General features: G+C 59.9%; 18 protein-coding genes and 7 pseudogenes. 16 read left to right on the top strand and 9 right to left on the bottom strand.

Translation table 11 applies throughout. The features are described from left to right. Positions 1–254 precede the first annotated feature (254 nt). The 5 genes and pseudogenes from X738_RS70550 to X738_RS70530 all read left to right on the top strand — a co-directional run. Complete coding sequence (locus X738_RS70550; protein ID WP_023801958.1) at positions 255–638, top strand: DUF269 domain-containing protein; 384 nt, start codon at positions 255–257, stop codon at positions 636–638. A gap of 25 nt (positions 639–663) precedes the next feature. Beyond that, the gene (locus X738_RS70545) at positions 664–867 is read left to right on the top strand and encodes a CCE_0567 family metalloprotein (protein WP_023801957.1); all 204 of its coding nucleotides are present in this window, start codon (positions 664–666) and stop codon (positions 865–867) included. Then, positions 864–1181: a ferredoxin III, nif-specific gene (gene fdxB, locus X738_RS70540; RefSeq protein ID WP_023801956.1), complete on the top strand. Its 318-nt coding sequence runs from the start codon at positions 864–866 to the stop codon at positions 1179–1181. The genes X738_RS70545 and fdxB overlap by 4 nt, the downstream gene beginning before the upstream one ends. 62 nt (positions 1182–1243) lie before the next feature. Then, positions 1244–1468 (top strand): exopolysaccharide production repressor protein, encoded by a 225-nt coding sequence (locus tag X738_RS70535; protein ID WP_245277783.1) that lies wholly within the window; start codon positions 1244–1246, stop codon positions 1466–1468. 37 nt (positions 1469–1505) lie between these two features. Further along, a pseudogene (locus tag X738_RS70530) lies at positions 1506–1862 on the top strand (pyridoxal-phosphate dependent enzyme); the annotation flags it as partial. A gap of 288 nt (positions 1863–2150) precedes the next feature. Here the strand turns inward: X738_RS70530 and X738_RS85205 are convergent. The 5 genes and pseudogenes from X738_RS85205 to X738_RS70510 all read right to left on the bottom strand — a co-directional run. Then, positions 2151–2261, bottom strand: a pseudogene (locus X738_RS85205) (glycine oxidase); the annotation flags it as partial. A gap of 347 nt (positions 2262–2608) precedes the next feature. After that, positions 2609–3205, bottom strand: a complete 597-nt coding sequence (gene pyrE / locus X738_RS70520; protein WP_023801951.1) for an orotate phosphoribosyltransferase — start codon at positions 3203–3205, stop codon at positions 2609–2611. A gap of 163 nt (positions 3206–3368) precedes the next feature. After that, positions 3369–3509, bottom strand: a complete 141-nt coding sequence (locus tag X738_RS85200) for a hypothetical protein (RefSeq protein WP_023801950.1) — start codon at positions 3507–3509, stop codon at positions 3369–3371. Next, positions 3493–4278 carry an acetoacetate decarboxylase gene (locus tag X738_RS70515; protein WP_023801949.1) on the bottom strand — a complete coding sequence of 262 codons (786 nt, stop codon included), beginning with the start codon at positions 4276–4278 and terminating at the stop codon, positions 3493–3495. Before X738_RS70515 ends, X738_RS85200 begins: the two co-directional genes overlap by 17 nt. Positions 4279–4301: 23 nt before the next feature. Next, a complete protein-coding gene (locus X738_RS70510) occupies positions 4302–4544 on the bottom strand; it encodes a hypothetical protein (protein WP_023801948.1) in 243 nt (80 codons plus the stop codon). 966 nt (positions 4545–5510) lie between these two features. Here X738_RS70510 and X738_RS86285 point away from each other — a divergent pair. The 9 genes and pseudogenes from X738_RS86285 to X738_RS89795 form a co-directional block, all read left to right on the top strand. Then, a pseudogene (locus X738_RS86285) lies at positions 5511–5723 on the top strand (1-aminocyclopropane-1-carboxylate deaminase); the annotation flags it as partial. Between the two features lie 30 nt (positions 5724–5753). Continuing rightward, a pseudogene (locus tag X738_RS70505) lies at positions 5754–7024 on the top strand (integrase core domain-containing protein). A gap of 514 nt (positions 7025–7538) precedes the next feature. Further along, entirely contained in the window at positions 7539–8798 is a 1260-nt protein-coding gene (gene ectB, locus X738_RS70500) for a diaminobutyrate--2-oxoglutarate transaminase (RefSeq protein WP_031256055.1), read from the top strand. Continuing rightward, entirely contained in the window at positions 8788–9630 is an 843-nt protein-coding gene (locus X738_RS70495) for a 2OG-Fe(II)-dependent halogenase WelO5 family protein (RefSeq protein ID WP_023801944.1), read from the top strand. Before ectB ends, X738_RS70495 begins: the two co-directional genes overlap by 11 nt. Before the next feature lie 1084 nt (positions 9631–10714). Continuing rightward, on the top strand, positions 10715–11551 hold the full coding sequence (locus X738_RS70490; protein ID WP_084833855.1) for a LuxR family transcriptional regulator: 837 nt from the start codon (positions 10715–10717) through the stop codon (positions 11549–11551). Between the two features lie 283 nt (positions 11552–11834). After that, complete coding sequence (locus X738_RS70485) at positions 11835–12515, top strand: IS110 family transposase (protein ID WP_023801940.1); 681 nt, start codon at positions 11835–11837, stop codon at positions 12513–12515. Further along, the gene (locus X738_RS85195; RefSeq protein WP_156942665.1) at positions 12496–12972 is read left to right on the top strand and encodes a hypothetical protein; all 477 of its coding nucleotides are present in this window, start codon (positions 12496–12498) and stop codon (positions 12970–12972) included. Before X738_RS70485 ends, X738_RS85195 begins: the two co-directional genes overlap by 20 nt. Then, on the top strand, positions 12969–14090 hold the full coding sequence (locus X738_RS70480) for a recombinase family protein (RefSeq protein ID WP_023801939.1): 1122 nt from the start codon (positions 12969–12971) through the stop codon (positions 14088–14090). Before X738_RS85195 ends, X738_RS70480 begins: the two co-directional genes overlap by 4 nt. A gap of 227 nt (positions 14091–14317) precedes the next feature. Next, positions 14318–15397, top strand: a complete 1080-nt coding sequence (locus tag X738_RS89795) for a recombinase family protein (RefSeq protein WP_441295557.1) — start codon at positions 14318–14320, stop codon at positions 15395–15397. Here the strand turns inward: X738_RS89795 and X738_RS89790 are convergent. Next, the gene (locus tag X738_RS89790; protein ID WP_023801937.1) at positions 15364–15675 is read right to left on the bottom strand and encodes a hypothetical protein; all 312 of its coding nucleotides are present in this window, start codon (positions 15673–15675) and stop codon (positions 15364–15366) included. The genes X738_RS89795 and X738_RS89790 overlap by 34 nt on opposite strands. A 96-nt stretch (positions 15676–15771) precedes the next feature. Here X738_RS89790 and X738_RS89785 point away from each other — a divergent pair, with 96 nt between their 5' ends. Beyond that, complete coding sequence (locus tag X738_RS89785; RefSeq protein ID WP_245277777.1) at positions 15772–16161, top strand: helix-turn-helix domain-containing protein; 390 nt, start codon at positions 15772–15774, stop codon at positions 16159–16161. On the opposite strand, the pseudogene X738_RS70470 reads toward X738_RS89785, so the two are convergent. Continuing rightward, positions 16156–16533 (bottom strand): annotated as a pseudogene (locus X738_RS70470) (DDE-type integrase/transposase/recombinase); the annotation flags it as partial. The gene X738_RS89785 and the pseudogene X738_RS70470 overlap by 6 nt on opposite strands. Before the next feature lie 714 nt (positions 16534–17247). Between X738_RS70470 and X738_RS85190 the strand changes: the two are divergent. Further along, a pseudogene (locus tag X738_RS85190) lies at positions 17248–17427 on the top strand (transposase); the annotation flags it as partial. A 150-nt stretch (positions 17428–17577) separates the two neighbouring features. On the opposite strand, the pseudogene X738_RS89780 reads toward X738_RS85190, so the two are convergent. Then, positions 17578–17709: pseudogene (locus X738_RS89780) on the bottom strand (IS110 family transposase); the annotation flags it as partial. Between the two features lie 97 nt (positions 17710–17806). Then, complete coding sequence (locus X738_RS89255) at positions 17807–18202, bottom strand: aminotransferase class III-fold pyridoxal phosphate-dependent enzyme (RefSeq protein ID WP_084833850.1); 396 nt, start codon at positions 18200–18202, stop codon at positions 17807–17809.

Genomic DNA, 18202 nt, shown 5'->3' with positions numbered 1-18202 from the left:
AGACCTCGCAGTCGAGGACGTGTTCAAGGTCGGCCAGTGGGACATCATTGCGTGGAATCGGCCGCCCCGAGCCGGGCGCCGGCTGCGCAAGTCTGCCCGAAGTAGGCGTCCCCGAAAACAGACATCGTGCTTCGAGGAAGAGGATTGAAATGAGGAGAAGACGAAATGTCTGGTGCCGCGGTCAGCCGGGCTATCAACGAGGACGAGGCGGCCCTTGCCCATGCCTTTTGTCAGATGCCTCGTGCGGCTGATCCGTGCTCAAGACTCCTACGGCTCGTGGGAAAGGCAAATCGGACGCCGAGCTGCTGGCAGACTTCATCGTCACCAGAAAACAGCGCCGTGCGATTCCTGTCATCGGCGATCCCGATCCGGACGTGCTGTGGAGGCTCCACATGTTTTACACCGCCGTGGGGCTTGCGATCGAGGAGCGCTCCGGCCTGGTGACACCGCCAATGATTGAGATGAAAGCTATGGGGGCTTCGGAGATTGCTTTTCACGGTCGGGCGGTTGGTTGCTCTGTCGAAACCATCCACCGGTTCGGCTTCGAGACGTTCAGGAAGCTCGCGGAGGCCGGTACGAAACTGGTCGACGATGCGACTGCAGCCATTGAAGCCTATCCCGACGTGGCACGGGCGTGAAGAAACCGATTTCGAGGAAGGATCTATGTCAAAGCTAGATGAGATGGGGAAGAAAGTCCGAAAGCTTCAGCTGCGCGCGGCAGTTGCCAAGATGAAATTGCGCGACCTTGCAGAGGATCTCCCGGGAAAATGGACGGAGATAGAGGAAGTTGCCGAGGAAACGTCGGCCGTTTTTGCCGAGTTGGATGGTGCCAAGAGAGAGCTCGCTGCAATGAAGAAGTTACGATGAGGAGCACATTCACCACCCGCGACGGATCCGGATGGATGCCGGAATACCTCACCGCTATAGACGGCACGACCTGCATCGGCTGCGGCCGCTGTTTCAAAGTCTGCTCTCGCGAGGTCATGCATCTTTACGGCGTCGATGACGCGGGTGAAATCCTCGGCGCCTGCGACGGCGAAGGTGACGATTTCGACGGCGAGCTCAATCGCATGATCATGGTCGTCGATCATGCCGGCGGCTGCGTTGGCTGCGGAGCCTGCGGCCGCGTCTGCCCGAAGAACTGCCAGACCCATGTTGCGGCCGACCAGGTCGCAGCATGATCTGAGGAGACAAAACCAGGAGAACGGCGTTGCCCTTAAAAATCCTTTGTCGCGTCCTGGGAATGGTCCTGTGCAGCACCGCTCTGACCGTCTACTTCGCTTCTCATTCCATCGGCACAGTAGTCGTCACGACGCTGGCTTGTTCGTTGCTCCTTCAGCTGGCGTATTTCGCAAGCGTGCTCTTTCTGATCTGGCGGTCCAGCTGCGCTAGCAGAGCTGGCCAAAGGGCTGAGCATTTCGGTCGTTGCAAGGAACTGGATACCAGCCGCCAGACGATGATGAGGTGAGGAATGAATCTTCAGACGTGCCTCAGCTCCTTCCTATGGGCGGCATGCCTCCGCCACTCCCGCCCAAACCAAGGCGCAGGTGCTAAACATTGCCGGGCATACTGCGAAGCTCGTCGACTTTGGCACGGAAATCGTTGAGGATGACGTGGTGTTGCTCGAGGGGTATGCGTCTCCGTGTTACGGCCTTCCGTCCGAGGCAACGAAGGAGGCCATCCGCCTGTGTGCGCGGCTCGAGGGTATAATTACTGATCCCGTCTACGAGGGCAAATCGATGCAAGGGATGGTCGACCTCGTCCGGAAAGGCTTCTTTCCGGAGGGGTCGAGGGTCCTCTATGCGCATCTCGGCGGCGCGCCGGCGATCAACGGTTATGGATACACCTTTCGCAATGGCTGACGCTCCACGGATTGCGATTGCGCCGCGCTGCCGTGCCAGCGATGCGCTCCAAGTTCGTTCGGGGGCCTGCCCGGCAAACCCGGGACCGGCTGTTAACTGCCGCCCAACGCGAAGGTGACCGGGTTCATTCGGAATGTCTAAATCGGGTCTATCTCGATGGCAATTCGCGCGGGCCCGCTTGTATGACACGCCACCGAGGGGGTCGCGAGCATGATACCACGGAATGGGGAGACGCAGCTCATCCGTGCTTGGAACGCGGCACGAGGCGTGCACCAACGCCGCATCCTACCAGTCGGCGGCGTCGCGTCCGAGATCCAGCACCGGGTGCTCGGCGCTTTTACGCTCGCACCATGGCGCCGGCATGCCGCCGGCGAACCATGACGCATTGCCGCCGATCTGCTCGCCAGCAAAAGCGCGATAAGCCCTAATGGGCAACCTCTTCGGGACCGAAAAGAGCGCTAAACCGCCTGGCTAGATCAATCCAGGGTGCCGCGTCGCCGGTCTCTGAAGCTATGCGAACGACCTCCGCCAGATAATCGGTAAAAGCCTTCAGTCTTATGGCGCCTTTCTCGGAGAGGTAGCCAAGGGCGTCAAGCCGCTGGTGAACGGCAGCGAGCATATGTTGCACCAACAACAGGGAGGATGGGCAAGGGCAATCGCTCTCAGTCGCGAGGCGCTTGCACTCGCTGCAAATCGGCGGAATGTCCTCTAAGGCTAGCTCGCCGGAAAGACTTTGTATGAGATTGTCAGTGGCGTTCCACAAATTCGCTCGCATGCAGCACGGAATGCAGCGCTACGCCATGTTGGGCTAGCAGCGCCGTAGCTCCCTCGTCGCGGTCCACGAGGCAAGCAGCGTCACGCACAATGCCCCCGACGTGGCGAACCTCTTCAATCGCCTTCAATATCGACTTGCCGCTAGTGGCAACGTCGTCAACGATCAGGACGACTTTTCCCTTGAGATCTTCTTTGGGGCCAAGGCCTTCAATCACGTCCCTTGTGCCGTGGGCCTTTGGAGCCTTGCGAACGAAGATCGTGTTTATCGGTTTGTTCATGACCGAGCTGACAGCCGCCATTGATCCGATTACGGGGACCGCGCCCATTTCAAGGCCGCCGACGTACTCTGCTTTCGTTTGCTCAACGATCTTTAGGAACTCAAGAGCGGCAAGTTGCGCGCCGCGCGCCACCATCATAGTAGGCTTCATATTGAAATAGATATCGCTCTCTATGCCCGACGAGAGCGTGTAGCGTCCGAATCGAAAAGAGCGCTCACGGACAATCTCGCGGAGCTCGTCCTTGTCGTGTTGGCCGGAATCAACTGGTCTGAATTTTGCCAGTGCCGCCATAGATCAGACCTCGCCCCTAGGAAAAAATTGGGTGCGGCATGCCCTCAGCTACTACCGCTATGCGGCTTATGCAAGTGTTCGCGGGATGTGTCAATTAAAGTCAATACCGGTGCGACCGTTTCGCGCAGATTTTCCCCTATCGTTATTGCGGCCTAAAGCGTAATCACGGGTTGGCGGCTCCCATGAGCGCCATCTCCTTGCCGACGCCACTCGCGGCTCCGGGGATCACCGCCACCTTGTCGAGAAGCCCGCCACCGGCTCCGTCGTCGCGCTGGTTCGATAGGATATCATTCTGAAAGTTCATGGGTTCTTCCTTTCGGATAGCGAGGCTCGGCTTGCTCGAGGTAGTCGTGGACGACCTTCCCGAGCGCGAGCGTGAGATCTGCGACGAGGTGTACGGCCGAGACCACTTCCAGCACCGGCAGTTCGGCGACGGGGGCAAGCGCATGCGACCAGAGGTTCAGGGCTGCCGGGCCGGTCCAGGCGCCCCTCAGATCGATGTCCTCCAGGTGATATTCCACGAGCTCACAGATGCGCGGCGTGCCGTCGACATGCGGGATGATTTTTAGGAGGAAGTTCGGTTCGGCGAGCGAGGCCTTCACGCTCGCAAGGTCGGCGGCTCGGTGCTTGTAGCCCATGGTACCCGTCGCGACGCGGACGGGGCCGTAGTCCAGCGTGCCAACAACGGTATCCGTCTCCGTTCGGAGCGTTGGGCTGGCGAGCTTCTTGGGAAAGCCCCACAACTCGCGGCCGCCGGCTATCGGCGGATGGTCATCGAGAAACATACAGTGGGTGTAGCTCCCCCTGCGGCCGCGGAAGGAGACAGGGACGACCTGTCCGCCTTCCGTGTAGTCGCCGAAGCCCGTCGAGTCCGGCATGCGAATGAACTCGAATTTGACGAGAGGCTCGCAAAACTGGAGCGGCTCCGGCACCAGGTTGCGCAGTTTCTGCGGATCGGTGCGATACGTGATGATCAGATACTCCCGGTTCCGGAAGCGATATGGGCCAGCCGGGTAGGCCGGGCTGGTCAGGGGCATGGCGAAAGCTCTCGACCGGACGGTGTCTTGGTGCATGTCTGAAATTCCTTTGTGCTGGATCAAGCGGCGCTTAGATCGGTCTGAGTGTTAGCGGCGAGGCTCTCCTTGGCGCCGTCGTTCGGCCTCGAATAAGGATGCGTGCGGTAGATCGCGCGCAGCGATTTGCGCTGAGCGATTGCCTTCGGGGCGCGCTCGTTGGCGATGATGCCGGACAGGATCTGGGCGCGGACGCGGTTCGATGGCTCCGGTTGTGGTCGCGGGACGAGTGGCAAGGTTTGAGGCAAAGTGATTTTGTTCCTCATTTTGAAGGCGCTGCTTCCTGGCTGCCCTCGTTGTAGGAGAAGGTGGATCGGCGGGCATCGCCGAGCCGGATGAGCAACCGTCTCTTGTTGCCAGGACTTGGTCGAGCGTGCTGGTTTGCGGATGAGCAAGCATTTACCATGCCAAAATGAGAAGTCGTTTCGAGGCAAAGCGATGGATCTGGCTCAGCTACGTTGCGTAATCCGACATTGTCGGATATCGGACAGCTCCGAACGGAACAGCTTGCGGGTTGGGAGGATATCTCGCTCATGCGGAAAAGGTTGCGCCTCGAAGGTCTCTGCCGCTCAGGCAAATGGCTCCGTCGCTATGCTCCACCCACCATTGGCCCGGAGCTGTACCAGCTCAATCAACGGAGGAGAGGGTGAATGCGCGCCGGCGTCAACAAGGGACAGCGCTGTTAGGCGAATGTCTGGCGAAAGAGTGAGAGCCCGCTATTTTGGTCGAAGTATAGCCGCATCGACATTGATTGAAGCGCACCAGCCCAGACATTTGGCGGAGAGGAGGACTGGCGCAGCGGTGTTGCGCCTTTGGTTTGCGGCCTGTAGTGGGCAGCAATGCCCGCCCAACACGCTGGATCGTTTCCAGCGTGTGCACATGCTCAACTCGCCCGTCCGGGCCCTCCGCTCAACCCGGTCTCACCATTCGCGACGCGGCGCGCTCGTCGCGATCGACTGGCGCCGCGCCTCAACGAAACGGCACGGACTAGCCTCGGCTGGCGGTTAGCGATCCGGTGGGATGCCGCCTGGCGAGATCCTGCTCTTCGCTGGCGGGGAGTGCTATCAGGGCGGCGTGCGGCTGCAAGATCGTCTTACGCTATTAGTGGTGAAAATCTGACGCTTGGGAGCCGAAAGGGAATACCGCTTTTGGGTGGAAAGCAGCCATGAGCCGGCGTCTAACGGCGACTAGCCGCCAAAGTTCCAGCTCAATCACGTGTTGCCGGAGAGAACATGCTGCAAAAGTTCGAACGATATCCACTCACCTTTGGACCCACGCCCATCGAGAAGCTCGAACGCCTCGGCAAGCATCTCGGGGGAGGGGTGGAAATCTACGCCAAACGCGAGGACTGCAACTCCGGTCTCGCGTTCGACAGAAACAAGCTCCGCAAGCTCGAATACATCATCCCCGACGCGATCGCGTCAAATGCCGATACGCTCGTCTCCATCGGCGGCGTGCAGTCCAACCACACGCGGATGGTCGCCGCGGCCGCCAAGCGGCTGAAGGCGCTGGAGGAGGAGAACGCGAAGCTGAAGAAGCTGCTTGCCGACCAGATGCTGGAAGCCTCGGCGCTGCGCGAGCTTCTTTCAAAAATGGTAGGGCCCGTCGCCAAGCGCGAAGCCGTCGCGCATCTGAGGGCCGCCATGGGCCTGTCGGAGCGGCGGGCCTGCTCGATCGTCGCTGCCGACCGCAAGATGATCCGTTACCGGTCTTGCCGGCCGTCTGAGACGGAACTGCGCGGCCGCTTGCGAGACCTTGCCAATGAGCGCCGGCGCTTCGGCTATCGGCGGCTGTTCATCCTGCTCAGACGCAAGGGCGAGCCGTCGGGGATCAACCGCATCTATCGGCTCTATCGCGAGGAAGGGCTGACGGTTCGCAAGCGACGGTGNGCGAGCCGTCGGGGATCAACCGCATCTATCGGCTCTATCGCGAGGAAGGGCTGACGGTTCGCAAGCGACGGTGACGACGACGCGCGGTTGGCACCCGCGCACCGATCCTGGTCGAGGCAAGGCCGAACGACGTCTGGGCGATGGACTTCGTCCACGACCAGTTCGCCTGCGGCCAGCGCTTCCGCGTGCTCAACATCGTCGACGACGTGACACGCGAATGCCTGGCGGCGATCCCAGACACCTCGATCTCNGCGCTTCCGCGTGCTCAACATCGTCGACGACGTGACACGCGAATGCCTGGCGGCGATCCCAGACACCTCGATCTCAGGCCGGCGTGTCGCGCGCGAACTGACGGAACTGGTCGCCCGCCGCGGCAAGCCGGGCATGATCGTCTCCGACCATGGCACCGAGTTCACCTCGAACGCCATCCTCGCCTGGTCGAAGGATCACAAGGTGGAATGGCATTACATCGCGCCGGGCAAGCCGATGCAGAACGGCTTCTGCGAGAGCTTCAACGGCCGGATGCGCGACGAACTCTTGAACGAAACCTTGTTCTTCGGCCTCGACCATGCCCGGACGACGATCGCCGAATGGGCGGACGACTACAACCGATCGCGCCCACATTCGGCGCTCGGCTACATCACGCCCGCGGCTTATTCCGCCAATCTCACCGCAACGGGCGATCAGCTGCACAACCCCGACCAGCTCCNGCTACATCACGCCCGCGGCTTATTCCGCCAATCTCACCGCAACGGGCGATCAGCTGCACAACCCCGACCAGCTCCCGCCGATCGCCCGTTGCTCAACCCGCGCCACACGGCGTACAACCCGCCGAGGCTCTAATTGCCGCTGGATGAAAATTCGGTGGCAGGTCAGGGGCACGATGGTTCGTGTTGCTCCCGGAGCGCCTGCAACACGTTAGCATGCTGCTGCATGGCAGAAGCGCCTGCCACCCATGAGCCGGTGCTAGCGCTGAGCTTGATAGGGTTGGCAGGGCGTTTCGCCGGGTACAAGCAGGTGCGTCAACTACCAAATACCGTAGTATCGACGCCTCCCCGAAAACTCTAGAACTAAGTTCGTTCCAACGCATAGACGAGAGATATCGCCGTGCAGAGCAACGTGACTACGGTAGAGGTTCCGAAGTGCGTCAGTGCAGCAGTTGAGCTGTCGCGCGAGTCCGGTCTCCCTTTTGTCGCGGACCTTTTTGAGGAGCGTGTCGGCATTCCGAACATATTCATGGGAAGTCACGACCGTCCAAAGTTCCGCCCGGACCGTTCCGATCTTCAGTGAAACTGAAAACAACCGCAACAAACCAAACGCATTTAATCACTTGCTCGTTGAACGCGACGCGACACGCAGAGGGACCCTGAAATGAACACCGACGTTTTTACGACTTATGAGTCTAACGTTCGTCGCTACGCGCGGTCGTTTCCCACAGTCTTTACGAAAGCCCTTGGGGCGACAATCTGGGACGAGGCCGGTAAGCCATATATCGATTTCCTCGTAGGGTCCGGCGCCCTCAATTACGGACACAACAACCCGAATATTATTGCACCAGCAATCGAATACCTGGTTGGCGAGAACATTATTCTATCGCTCGACATGTATACGGCGGCAAAGCGTGAATTCATTGAACTGTTTGTCGACTCGATCCTGAAGCCTAGAGGCCTTTCCTACAAAATACAGTTTCCTGGGCCGACCGGCACAAACGCTAACGAAGCGGCACTGGCCCTGGCGCGAAAATATACCGGCCGCTCGAGCGTTATGGCCTTCACAAACGCCTTCCATGGGATGTCGCTCGGCTCTCTGGCGGTATCGGGTTCGGCGTCAACCAAGGAGTTAGGCGGCGTTGCTCGCCACGATGTGATCCGTGTCCCTTATGACGGCTATCCGAACCAAACTTTTGATTCCGCCGGCTACATCGACTGCGTTTTGGGGGATCCAGGGAGCGGCATAGAAAAGCCAGCCGCAATCATTCTGGAGACTATCCAGGCAGAAGGCGGCCTGAACACTGCATCTGCAGCATGGCTCACAGAGATTCAGCGCATTTGCCGCAAGCACGGTGTTGTTTTGATCGTCGACGACATCCAGGCGGGTGCGGGACGAACAGGCGAGTTCTTCTCGTTTGAGTTCGCGGGGATTGATCCCGACATCGTATGCCTTTCAAAGTCCCTAAGCGGATCAGGCAGTCCGTTCTCTATCGTTCTGATTCGCCCCGACCTGGACATTTGGAATCCCGGAGAACATAGCGGTACCTTCAGAGGCAACAATTTCGCCTTCGTGACTGCAGGGGCGATGTGCAAACTGTGGTCCGACAGGCAGTTTACTGCAGGCGTCGAGCGGACTGCTGTCAACCTGCAAAAACACCTTGATCGCCTCGTCGCGAAATTTCCTCAGCGCATCGAACAAAAGCGCGGCCGCGGTCTGATGGCCGGCCTCAAGTGCCGCTCGCAGGCCGTTGTCGGCCGTGTGCACGATGTCGCGTTCGAAAATGGCCTGCTGATCGAATCTTCCGGACCAAATCGTGACGTCATCAAAGTCCTCCCGCCGATAACCATCACCGATGACGAACTCGATCATGGCATCGCCATCCTTGATCACGCACTAAAGGAGCAAGCCAATGGAGACTAATCAAGTGTTCCAAGCCCCAGCCATCTCGCCTGTCGAGATTAGAGAGCGAACCGGCTCGATCAGCACTGCGGAGATCATCTCAGTCCTGAAAGGTGAGATCACCGCTCTGCACATCAAGCAAGCTTTCAGCACCGAAATAGCCGAGGAGATCACCGCGAATTTCAGTGGCAGTCCCAGTCTCAAGGAGCGTAAGGATGGCGTCCCCGGACAATATGTCGGCGCATCCCACTACAGGAAGGATGCAGCCACCTATTTCGCAGAGGCGGAAACTGCGCGACCGTACGTCGACGCCCTTTTTGAGAATCTGGTTGATCCGGTCCGAGCATTGTTCGACGCATTGAAGCGCGAGCTTCGCAAACAGGGCATTGAATTGCGGCTGGCCCGTTCGGAGCACGGTCAGGCTAATGTTTGTCGCGCTCTCAGTTGGTCTGGCAGCGGCACATTCTCCTTGGACCCCCACGACGACGTCGCTCAAGTGTTATGTGCTGGGAACGATTACGAGCTTTCTGCGGTGGCGCACAACACCGTCGCAGCACTCAACTTCTATCCCAGCATGCCCGAGGAAGGTGGCAATCTGCGGCTCTGGAGCCACAAGCCGACGGTCACCGACCGAAAGTCGCAAGGTGTGGAGACTACGGGCTATCCCTATTCGGCAGCCTATCTCGAGGGCGTTCCTTGTCGCGACTTCCAGCTCAGGGCGGGGGATATCGGCCTGATCGATGGCGGTTTCGTTCACGGGGTCACCGGTCAATCAGGCAACCGAAAGCGTCGCCTGGTGCTGAACAGCTTTTTCGGGTTTGCGCGGCCGGATCTTGTTCTCTGGTGGACTTGAAGTTGGACCTTGTGACCCGATCTGGTGGACGGCCTGCCTGGCATACCTGGCACTCCGCCAGGGCGCTGGCGCAGCTCGGCGTAGCAGAAAGCTGCCTTCGATGTGGCGACAATAAACAGTAAGCGCGGGGGTCATAACCCAAGGCTCTTAGCCATATCATCGTTTTTGGTCGGTCGCCGCCAATGGATTTGGGCTCGCGGATGAAGTCGGTCTTCGCGGCCGAAGTACGTCAGGACGAGGATCTGGAACGTCGGTCCTGTGGACCAGAGGCAGCCGTCCCGGTCCATGTCGATGTAGGGCGCCCCACAGCAGATCAACCTCCTCACCGAGCAGTTCGGCGCGAGCGGGATGGTGCAGGCCGGGGCGATCCCAGCCGCGAACAGGCCGCGGGTCTGCCGCCTACGTCCTTGGCTCTTGCTGGCAGCGTGCTTCCATTGGCGATGGAGGCTTGCAATCTATCGGCCTGTCTGATCCCCGCGCAACTTCGCAACGTCCTCGCTAGCTGCGATCAAAGCACGGCATTGGGGCGGTGAGGATTAAGCCATCCGATGAACCGATGGGTGCCCAGAAGCACGGTGCTGACCTCGGCGGAGGAGCCATTGTGCTGGCATTGCGCAAGAAGACGCTTCTGCCTCTGGACGATATGCTGGATAGCCTTGAGGGATGCGATCCCTAACCTCAGCCCCAGGGGGTTGCACCGTTGCCTTGAGCGCGATGCAAGCTCCGACCGAAGCAGAGAACATCTTTCGAAAAGCCCCGTGACTATTCTGCAACGTATGTCTCGGTCAGCCTTCCAGGCGAAAAGTCCAGAAAGAAGCTCCTGGCATGGATTGCGCGGAAATGCGGCCCAGTTTCGACGGATATTTTATAGGATAACAAACTTACAGGACTAAACTATCGTAATATTACAATTCTGCAAAATAGGCAAAACTAACGCTTAGCGAAAACATAATCTATGCAAGGTAGTAAGGTGGTAAGGTTTTGGGGTTTCCGGCCTGCCGAGGACAGGGCCCAGCCTCAGCCATCACGGCCGGAAACTTTTGCGTCAGTGTCATCCGGCAAAATGGCTGCGGAGCAGAGAACTATGAAACTCTCGCCGATCAATGCCCCCCGATTTCGAGGGCAGGCAACCAGAGTGTCCGACCGATATTCTTTTGTCCCGTTGCATTGCCCGAACGCGGCTACAGTGGCGTTTGCCGAGGAACTCGGCCGGTTTCTCGAACAGAGTGATGCCATTGCTCAATCCGAGCAGTTGTTCGATCTGTTGTCTGGTTTTGCACGTAATTTCGGTTGCCCCTGGATCGCCTATGGCTCCCTGCCCGACCAAAGACGCTCCAGGCCGGTCCGACACCATCCGGTCCCCATCCTGACCTATCCTCATCAATGGCAGGAGCGCTGTTTCGAAATGAGTTATGACCGAATAGACCCGATCGTGAAAACGAGTCGAAAGCGGGCAGGCGCCTTCCGATGGAGCGAGGCGTATAACAACGCAAGCACGACTAAAGACGAGCGTCGCGTTTTCGACGAGGCTGCGAGGTTCGGCTTAAGGTCAGGCATTAGCGTTCCCTTGCACGGCCCGGATGGCAGCTTCGCGATCATGAGTTTTGCTCGACCTTGGGAGCATGAATTTCCAGAAAAAACAATGACTTGCTTGCAACTTGCCGCGTTACATTTTCATCTGAGGGTGGCGGAGTTCTCCAGTTCAAGTGGGGTCGAGGAAGTTCCTGAGCTTTCTCCGAGAGAAAAAGAGTGCATTTTATGGACGGCAAAAGGAAAATCGTCATGGGAAATAGGAATGATTTTGGGGATTTCCGTAAACACTGTCAATTTCCATATAAAAAATGTGATGCGAAAATTGGACGCCGCTAGCAGAACGCTCGCTGCGATAACAGCCGTGAACTTCGGCATCATCGAATTATAAAGGGGATTGCCGCCGCTGGTGCTATTCGGTTCTGGCCGACCTGTGGCTGTCGAGCTACGCCGCGCGCCCGAGAGCGTGACGCCGACAGTCCATGTGATCTGCCACTGAGAATTTCCTCCATCTAAGATTAGAGTCCGGGCGTTGATTGAAGGACGGACTGATGAAGATAAATCGGTTTACGGAAGAGCAGGGGTATTCGGTTCAGCTCGCTGAACGCCTGGCCCCTTTTCGGATCATGACGTTTGTCTGATGCTCAGAGCCGACCTGGCAAAAGGAGATCGGCATGAGTGTTTATGCAGGACTGGATACTTCACTCGACGCTGTAGCTATTTGCGTTATCGCCGAGACCGGCGAGATGCTGTGGCAGGGAAAGGTGCTCGGTGACCCGGATGCTGTGACGGCTGCACTTCAGCGATGGCGGGACGATCTAGTTCGCGGTGGCTTGGAAGCCGGTGCGACATCGGAGTGGATCGGCGGACACCCGGTCGACGAGGGCTTCCCTGTCGTGTGTCTCGAGAGTCGAAATGTCAAAGCGGCTCTGGGCACGATGACGGTGAAGACGGACCGGAATGACGCGCAGGGGATTGCACAGATTGTGCGCACAGGTTGGTTCAAGGCAGTTCATCTGAAGTCCGCTGCCGGCCAGAGGCTGCGCACGCTCACCGCCGCGTGCAAGGCTGGCGTCAGGGCGGTCACTGCCAACGAGCAGGTCATCCGAGGCTTGTTGCGTCCCCTGGGGCTAAAGATTGGCGCCGTCACGCGCGTTCGTTTCGAGGCAAGGGTTCGACAGCTGGTCGGAGCGGATCGGCTGTTGCTGGGTATCTTTGAACCGCTCTTGCAGATGCACAGGTGTCTGCGCGAGAACCTGGCGGATCTGCACCGGCTCGTCCTGAGAGCGGTTCGAGTGGATCCCATCTGCCGTCGCCTCATGACCATGCCTGGCGTTGGGGCAACAGCTTCATAATACCCGCTATCAGTCGGGCGAGACGATTATCCGTTACCGATTCCATCCCCGTTACGGGGAAACGGTTACTGTTGCCGGGCGCAATCGTCGTGGTGACGAGGTCAGTCTGACCATCCGCCAGCCTGACGGCACCCTGGCGCATCTGCCGATCTGGATGACGGAAGATCAGGCGGAGGCGATGATGATGACGAAGCGTCCCCGTTTGCCGCTGGCGTATCTGCACGAACTTCGTCTGGAGCTCGATGCCTCTCTAACCTTGCTGCGTGACGATTCCCGTCACGAAGGAGGAGACAAGCATGAAGCAACGGCAACCCTGTCACCGCCAATTCGATCTCTTCGTGCCCAAGACCCCACCGGTGCCGGTAGCAGCGTCCGAGCGGACGAAGCTATTGCCACTGGTGAGCGCGCTGCTGTCGGAAACACTCAGCGTCCCCGCAGTGACGGAGGCCGGCGATGAAGATCACGTCTGATCACCTGGCGCGCGGTGCCTTCATCTACATTCGGCAATCCACCGTCGATCAGCTTGCCAACAACCATGAGAGCCGGCGGCGTCAATATGGACTTGCCGACCGTGCCCATGCTCTTGGCTGGACGGATGTGACAGTCATCGACGACGACCTTGGCCGCTCGGGGTCGGGCATCAGTCGTCCGGGCTTCGAGAAGCTGCTGGCAGCGATCTGTGAAGGCCGCGTCGGTGCCGTTTTTGCGATCGAAGTGTCGCGTCTGGCGCGCAATGGACGTGACTGGCACACGCTGATCGAATTTTGCGGACTGGTTGGCACGGTGATTGTCGATGAGGATGGAATCTATGAACCACGCCATCCAAACGATCGGTTGTTGCTGGGCATGAAAGGGACGATGAGCGAACTCGAACTGTCGCTCCTGCGGGCCCGTTCGATGGAAGCCTTGAAGCAGAAGGCTCGACGGGGCGAGCTCTTCTTCACGGTAGCTGTCGGCTATGTGAAAGTAGGCCGCGACAAGATCGAAATGGATCCAGACCTGCGTGTGCGAGAGGCGATCGGGTTGGTCTTCACCCGCTTTGCCGAAATGCATAGCATCCGCCAGGTGTTCTTGTCGCTTCGAAGCGACCAGATCGCGCTGCCGTACCTCAACTCCAGGAACTCCGGACAACGGCAGGTGCTGTGGAAGCTTCCGGTCTATGCGACGGTGAGCAATCTTCTCACCAATCCTGTTTATGCCGGCGCTTACGCCTTTGGCCGAACCGGAAGTCGAACGATAATCGAAAACGGCCGCAAGCGAATCGTGCGCGGCCGTCGCAAAGATCGTTCAGATTGGGCTGTCTTGCTCGTTGACCATCACGAAGGCTGTTTGTCCTGGGCGGAGTTTGAAAGGAACCAACGGCTGATCGCTGACAATGCCAACGGCAAGGGCATGATGGTGCGCGGGCCGGTGCGCAAGGGGGAAGCTTTGCTCGCAGGCCTGCTGCGCTGCGGCCATTGCGGCCGCCGCCTGCTTGTCAGCTACAACGGCACCAAGGGCGATGTCGGCCGCTATAAGTGTGACGCCACCCGAAGCAACCCTGGCGGTGAGACCCGAGGGAATCATGTTTACTGACTTCGCCATGAAGGTTGACGCCGACCATCTGCGGCGTGATGCATTCCTCTACGTGCGTCAGTCCTCTCTTCGTCAGGTGTTCGAGAACACCGAGAGCACCAAGCGGCAATACGCCTTGCGCGATCGCGCAGTGGCGCTGGGCTGGCCGATTGAACGTGTCCACGTCATCGATAGGACCTGGCCTCTCCGGCGCGCAGTCGCAGGACCGCGACGGTTTCCAGCACCTGGTGACCGAAGTGGCGATGGGGCATGCAGGGATAGTGCTGGGGCTGGAAGGGTCGCGCCTGGCGCGCAACAATGCCGACTGGCACCGTCTCCTTGAGCTGGCCGCCCTGGCGCGTACGCTCATCATGGACGAGAATGGCGTCTACGATCCGGCCTATTTCAACGATCGCATGCTGCTCGGGCTGAAAGGCACGATGAGCGAGGCCGAACTGCACATCCTGAAGTCGCGGCTGCAAGGCGGCATTCTTAACAAGGCGCGCCGCGGCGAGCTCGAGATGCCGTTGCCAATTGGATTGGTCTACACCCCAGACGCGCGGGTCGTGCTCGATCCCGACCGACAGATCCAGGACACGGTGCGGCTCCTGTTCGATACCTTCCGCGAGACCGGCTCGGCCTGCGCCGTCGTGCGCCGCCTGCGGGGCGAGAAGATCCTCTTTCCCCGGCGTATCCGTCGCGGCATCGGCAAGGGCGACGTCCTGTGGAGCGAGATCGACCATTCCCGCGTGCTCCAGATTCTGCACAACCCGCGATATGCCGGCGCGTTCGCCTATGGGCGCACGCGCACCGCCTACAATGCCAAGCTCAAGTCCGTGCAGCTGCGCGTGGCGAGATCCGACTGGCAGGTGCTCATTCCCGAAGCCCACGAGGGCTACATTTCCTGGGCCGAGTACGAGCGCAATCAGACTACCCTGGAGCAGAACGCTGCCGGTTTTTCACCCGGCCTGCGTGGGCGCATGCCCCGCCAGGGTAGCGGTCTGTTGCAGGGACGGCTGCTGTGCGGCCGCTGCGGTGCACGCATGCGGGTCCATTACGAGCCGTTCGAGGGGCGGCTGCGCCCGTATTACGTCTGCAACGAAGCCGTCGTGCGACACGCCGGCAAGCATTGCCAATGGGTGCGCGGCGCTCCGGTCGACGACGCGGTGAGCGCGCTACTGCTGGAGGCGATGGCGCCGGCAGCGATCGATGTCGCGCTTGCCGTGCAGCAGGAGATCACCCAGCGCGTGGAGCAGGCCACGGCGCTGCGCGGCGCGCAGCTGCAACGCGCCCGCTATGAGGCTGAACTGGCCGCCGACGCTACCTGAAGGTCGATCCGGACAACCGCCTGGTCGCCGACGCGCTGGAAGCCGACTGGAACGCGCGGCTGCGCGACGTCGACGCGCTCCAGCGCGAGCACGAGCGCCAGAACGAGGCCGACCGCTCGCTGCTGGACGAGCCCGCGCAGGAGCGCATCAGGGCGCTGGCCGCCGATTTTCCGCGCATCTGGAACGACGAGCGCACCGGTGCCGTCGAACGCAAGCGCATGCTCGGCCTTCTCATCGAAGACGTCACGCTGCTCGTCGACGAGCAGGTCAACATCCATATCCGCTGGCGCGGCGGGCGCACGCAGAGTCTGTCGGTGACCAGACCACGGCCTATGTCAGTGATACGCAAGACGCCGGCACAGGTCGTGGCGTTAATGAACGAGCTGCTGGAGACCGCCAACGACCAGCAGATCGCCGCCCGTCTCAATGAACTCGGGCATCGCAACTGGCGCGGCGAACTCTTCACGCTGAAGAAGGTTATGCTCGTGCGCCGCGCCTATGGTTTGAAGAGCCGGTACGAACGGCTGCGGGAGAGCGGCATGATCACCGGCGAGGAAGTAGCCCAGCAGCTCGGCGTGTGCGTCTCGACCGTTCACCAACTCGGGCGCAAGGGCATTCTCAAGCGCCATCGATACGCCACCAACCATCGATACCTGTACGAACCGCCGGGCAACGTCAGACTCGAAAAAGGCGCCGGCAGTCGATATGGTGGTCGTCCGCCCAGATTAATTGTCGCTCAACCACTCCAACAAGGTGCATCGTGATGCCTGCTCCTTCGTTTTGGCGCGGTAAGGCCGACACGCCTTGGGATGGAAACCATAGTGGCGGGCAAGATCGACGAGGGCACGGTTGTAGACGATGCCGCCGGTATCGCCTTCGCAGATCACAGCCGTCTTCATACGGTCGTAAAGCACTTCGCGAGGAGCGCCGCCCAGCGCCTCGAAAGCCCCAGCATGGCAGCGCAAGACAGTCGGCAGATCCTGGTGGACGACGAAGCGTGCCCAGATAAGACGACTGAAGCCAAGCACCATGGAGAATAGCCAGACGATTCTCGGCGTGGTCGGCTCATCGGCAAAGACGACATTGAACTGGGCGAAGTCGACCTGCGCCTGCTCGCCGGGCGGGGTCTCGAAGCGAACCTCGTATCCACGCTCCGCCGCGGCAGGACGGACGTCGCGCAGGAAGTCGGTAACGGCCGTGTAGCCGCCGCCTGCTCTGAAATCCCGTTCCTGTTCGTCGAAAGCTNCCTGCGCCTGCTCGCCGGGCGGGGTCTCGAAGCGAACCTCGTATCCGCGCTCCGCCGCGGCAGGACGGACGTCGCGCAGGAAGTCGGTAACGGCCGTGTAGCCGCCGCCATAGCCGAGGTCCTTCAGTTCGCGGAAAAGCCGGCTGCCGGTGAGCCCTGGATATCGCGTGACCCGTTCGCGAAGGTAGGCTGTGAAGGGATCGATCACCGCCTGACGCGGCTTGCGCGGTCCGTAGGCCGGAGCCTCGAGCCCGCGCGCAATGTATTTGCGCACCGTCTTGCGGTCGATCCCGCTCTTGCTGGCAATCGCCGACACCGACAGGCCCGGCCGATGCAAATCCAGTATCATCATCATCTCCCCGATCTTGATCACCGAAATCCCTCTCTCGACCATCAGGAGAAGCATCAACGATCACGCGCCGCCGGTCTCCCGGCGCGCGCTCCGGAAGACCGGCGACAGCGCTAAACTGGGGAAGATTCAAACGGCACTTCTGGGGAGTATTGAGCCGGCATCGACACGCAAGCACGGGATCTCCGAGGCGACGCTGTATAACTGGCAGGCCAAGTANCGGCACTTCTGGGGAGTATTGAGCCGGCATCGACACGCAAGCACGGGATCTCCGAGGCGACGCTGTATAACTGGCAGGCCAAGTATGACGGGATGGACGTCTCCGACGCCAAGCGGCTGAAGGCCTTGGAAGACGAGAACGCCAATCTGAAGAAGCTGCTCGCAGACCAGATGCTCGAAGCCTCGGCATTGCGCGAGCTTCTGTCAAAAAATGTATGGTCCGCCCCGTCGGTGGTGTCGCGACATCACGAATGACGATTTCAATTGCATAAGTGTATCCGGCCTCTCGCGAGTGGACTGCTGTTGCAGGCCAGGCCATGATGAGATCCGCACATGCCGTTCCCAATAAATGGTTCGGGCACGAAGCCCGCTTTTTTGCACAGNCACCCAGACAATGCGTGCCATCTTGGCGGCAAGTGCGACGACGGCTTTGTTCGGATGCATGCGAGACTGAAGACAGTTGAGCCAGCTTCCCAAGCAATCACGCGTTCGGTCGAGAGTTGTGAGATCGGGGCGGACTCGGAGCAGATCCTGGAGGCCGCCCGGGGAAATACGGGCGGTCTGCACCTCATCGAAGATAAGAAGAGCGCCGCACTCATCCGCAACGACCCGAAGAGCGGCGAGGAAGGATTGGTCGCATGCCGCCGCCGCTCCCCATCATGGGTTCGACGATGATGGCGGCGGTCTGTGGGCCATTTTTCTCCAGGACACGCCGGACGTCTTCCACGTTGTTGTAGCGAGCAAAGCGCATATGCGGTTTGTCGACGTTGAGCGGCGCTTCAATTCTTACGCAGCTCGCAAGGCTGCCGTGATATCTGCCGCGGAAAGCAAGGACCAATGGCCGACCCGTAATCGCGCGCGCCAAGCCCATTGCCACCAGATTGGCCTCGGTGCCGGAATTGCAGAAGCGGACACGCTCGATTGATGGGAAACGACTGCATATCGCTTCGGCCAGCCCCTCTTCGTGCCTATGAGGACGTGCCGGTGCCAT

Origin of the sequence: Mesorhizobium sp. L48C026A00 (assembly GCF_000502375.1) — a bacterium.
Taxonomy (GTDB): Bacteria; Pseudomonadota; Alphaproteobacteria; order Rhizobiales; family Rhizobiaceae; genus Mesorhizobium; species Mesorhizobium muleiense.
This window is presented reverse-complemented; position numbering and strand designations above follow the sequence as displayed.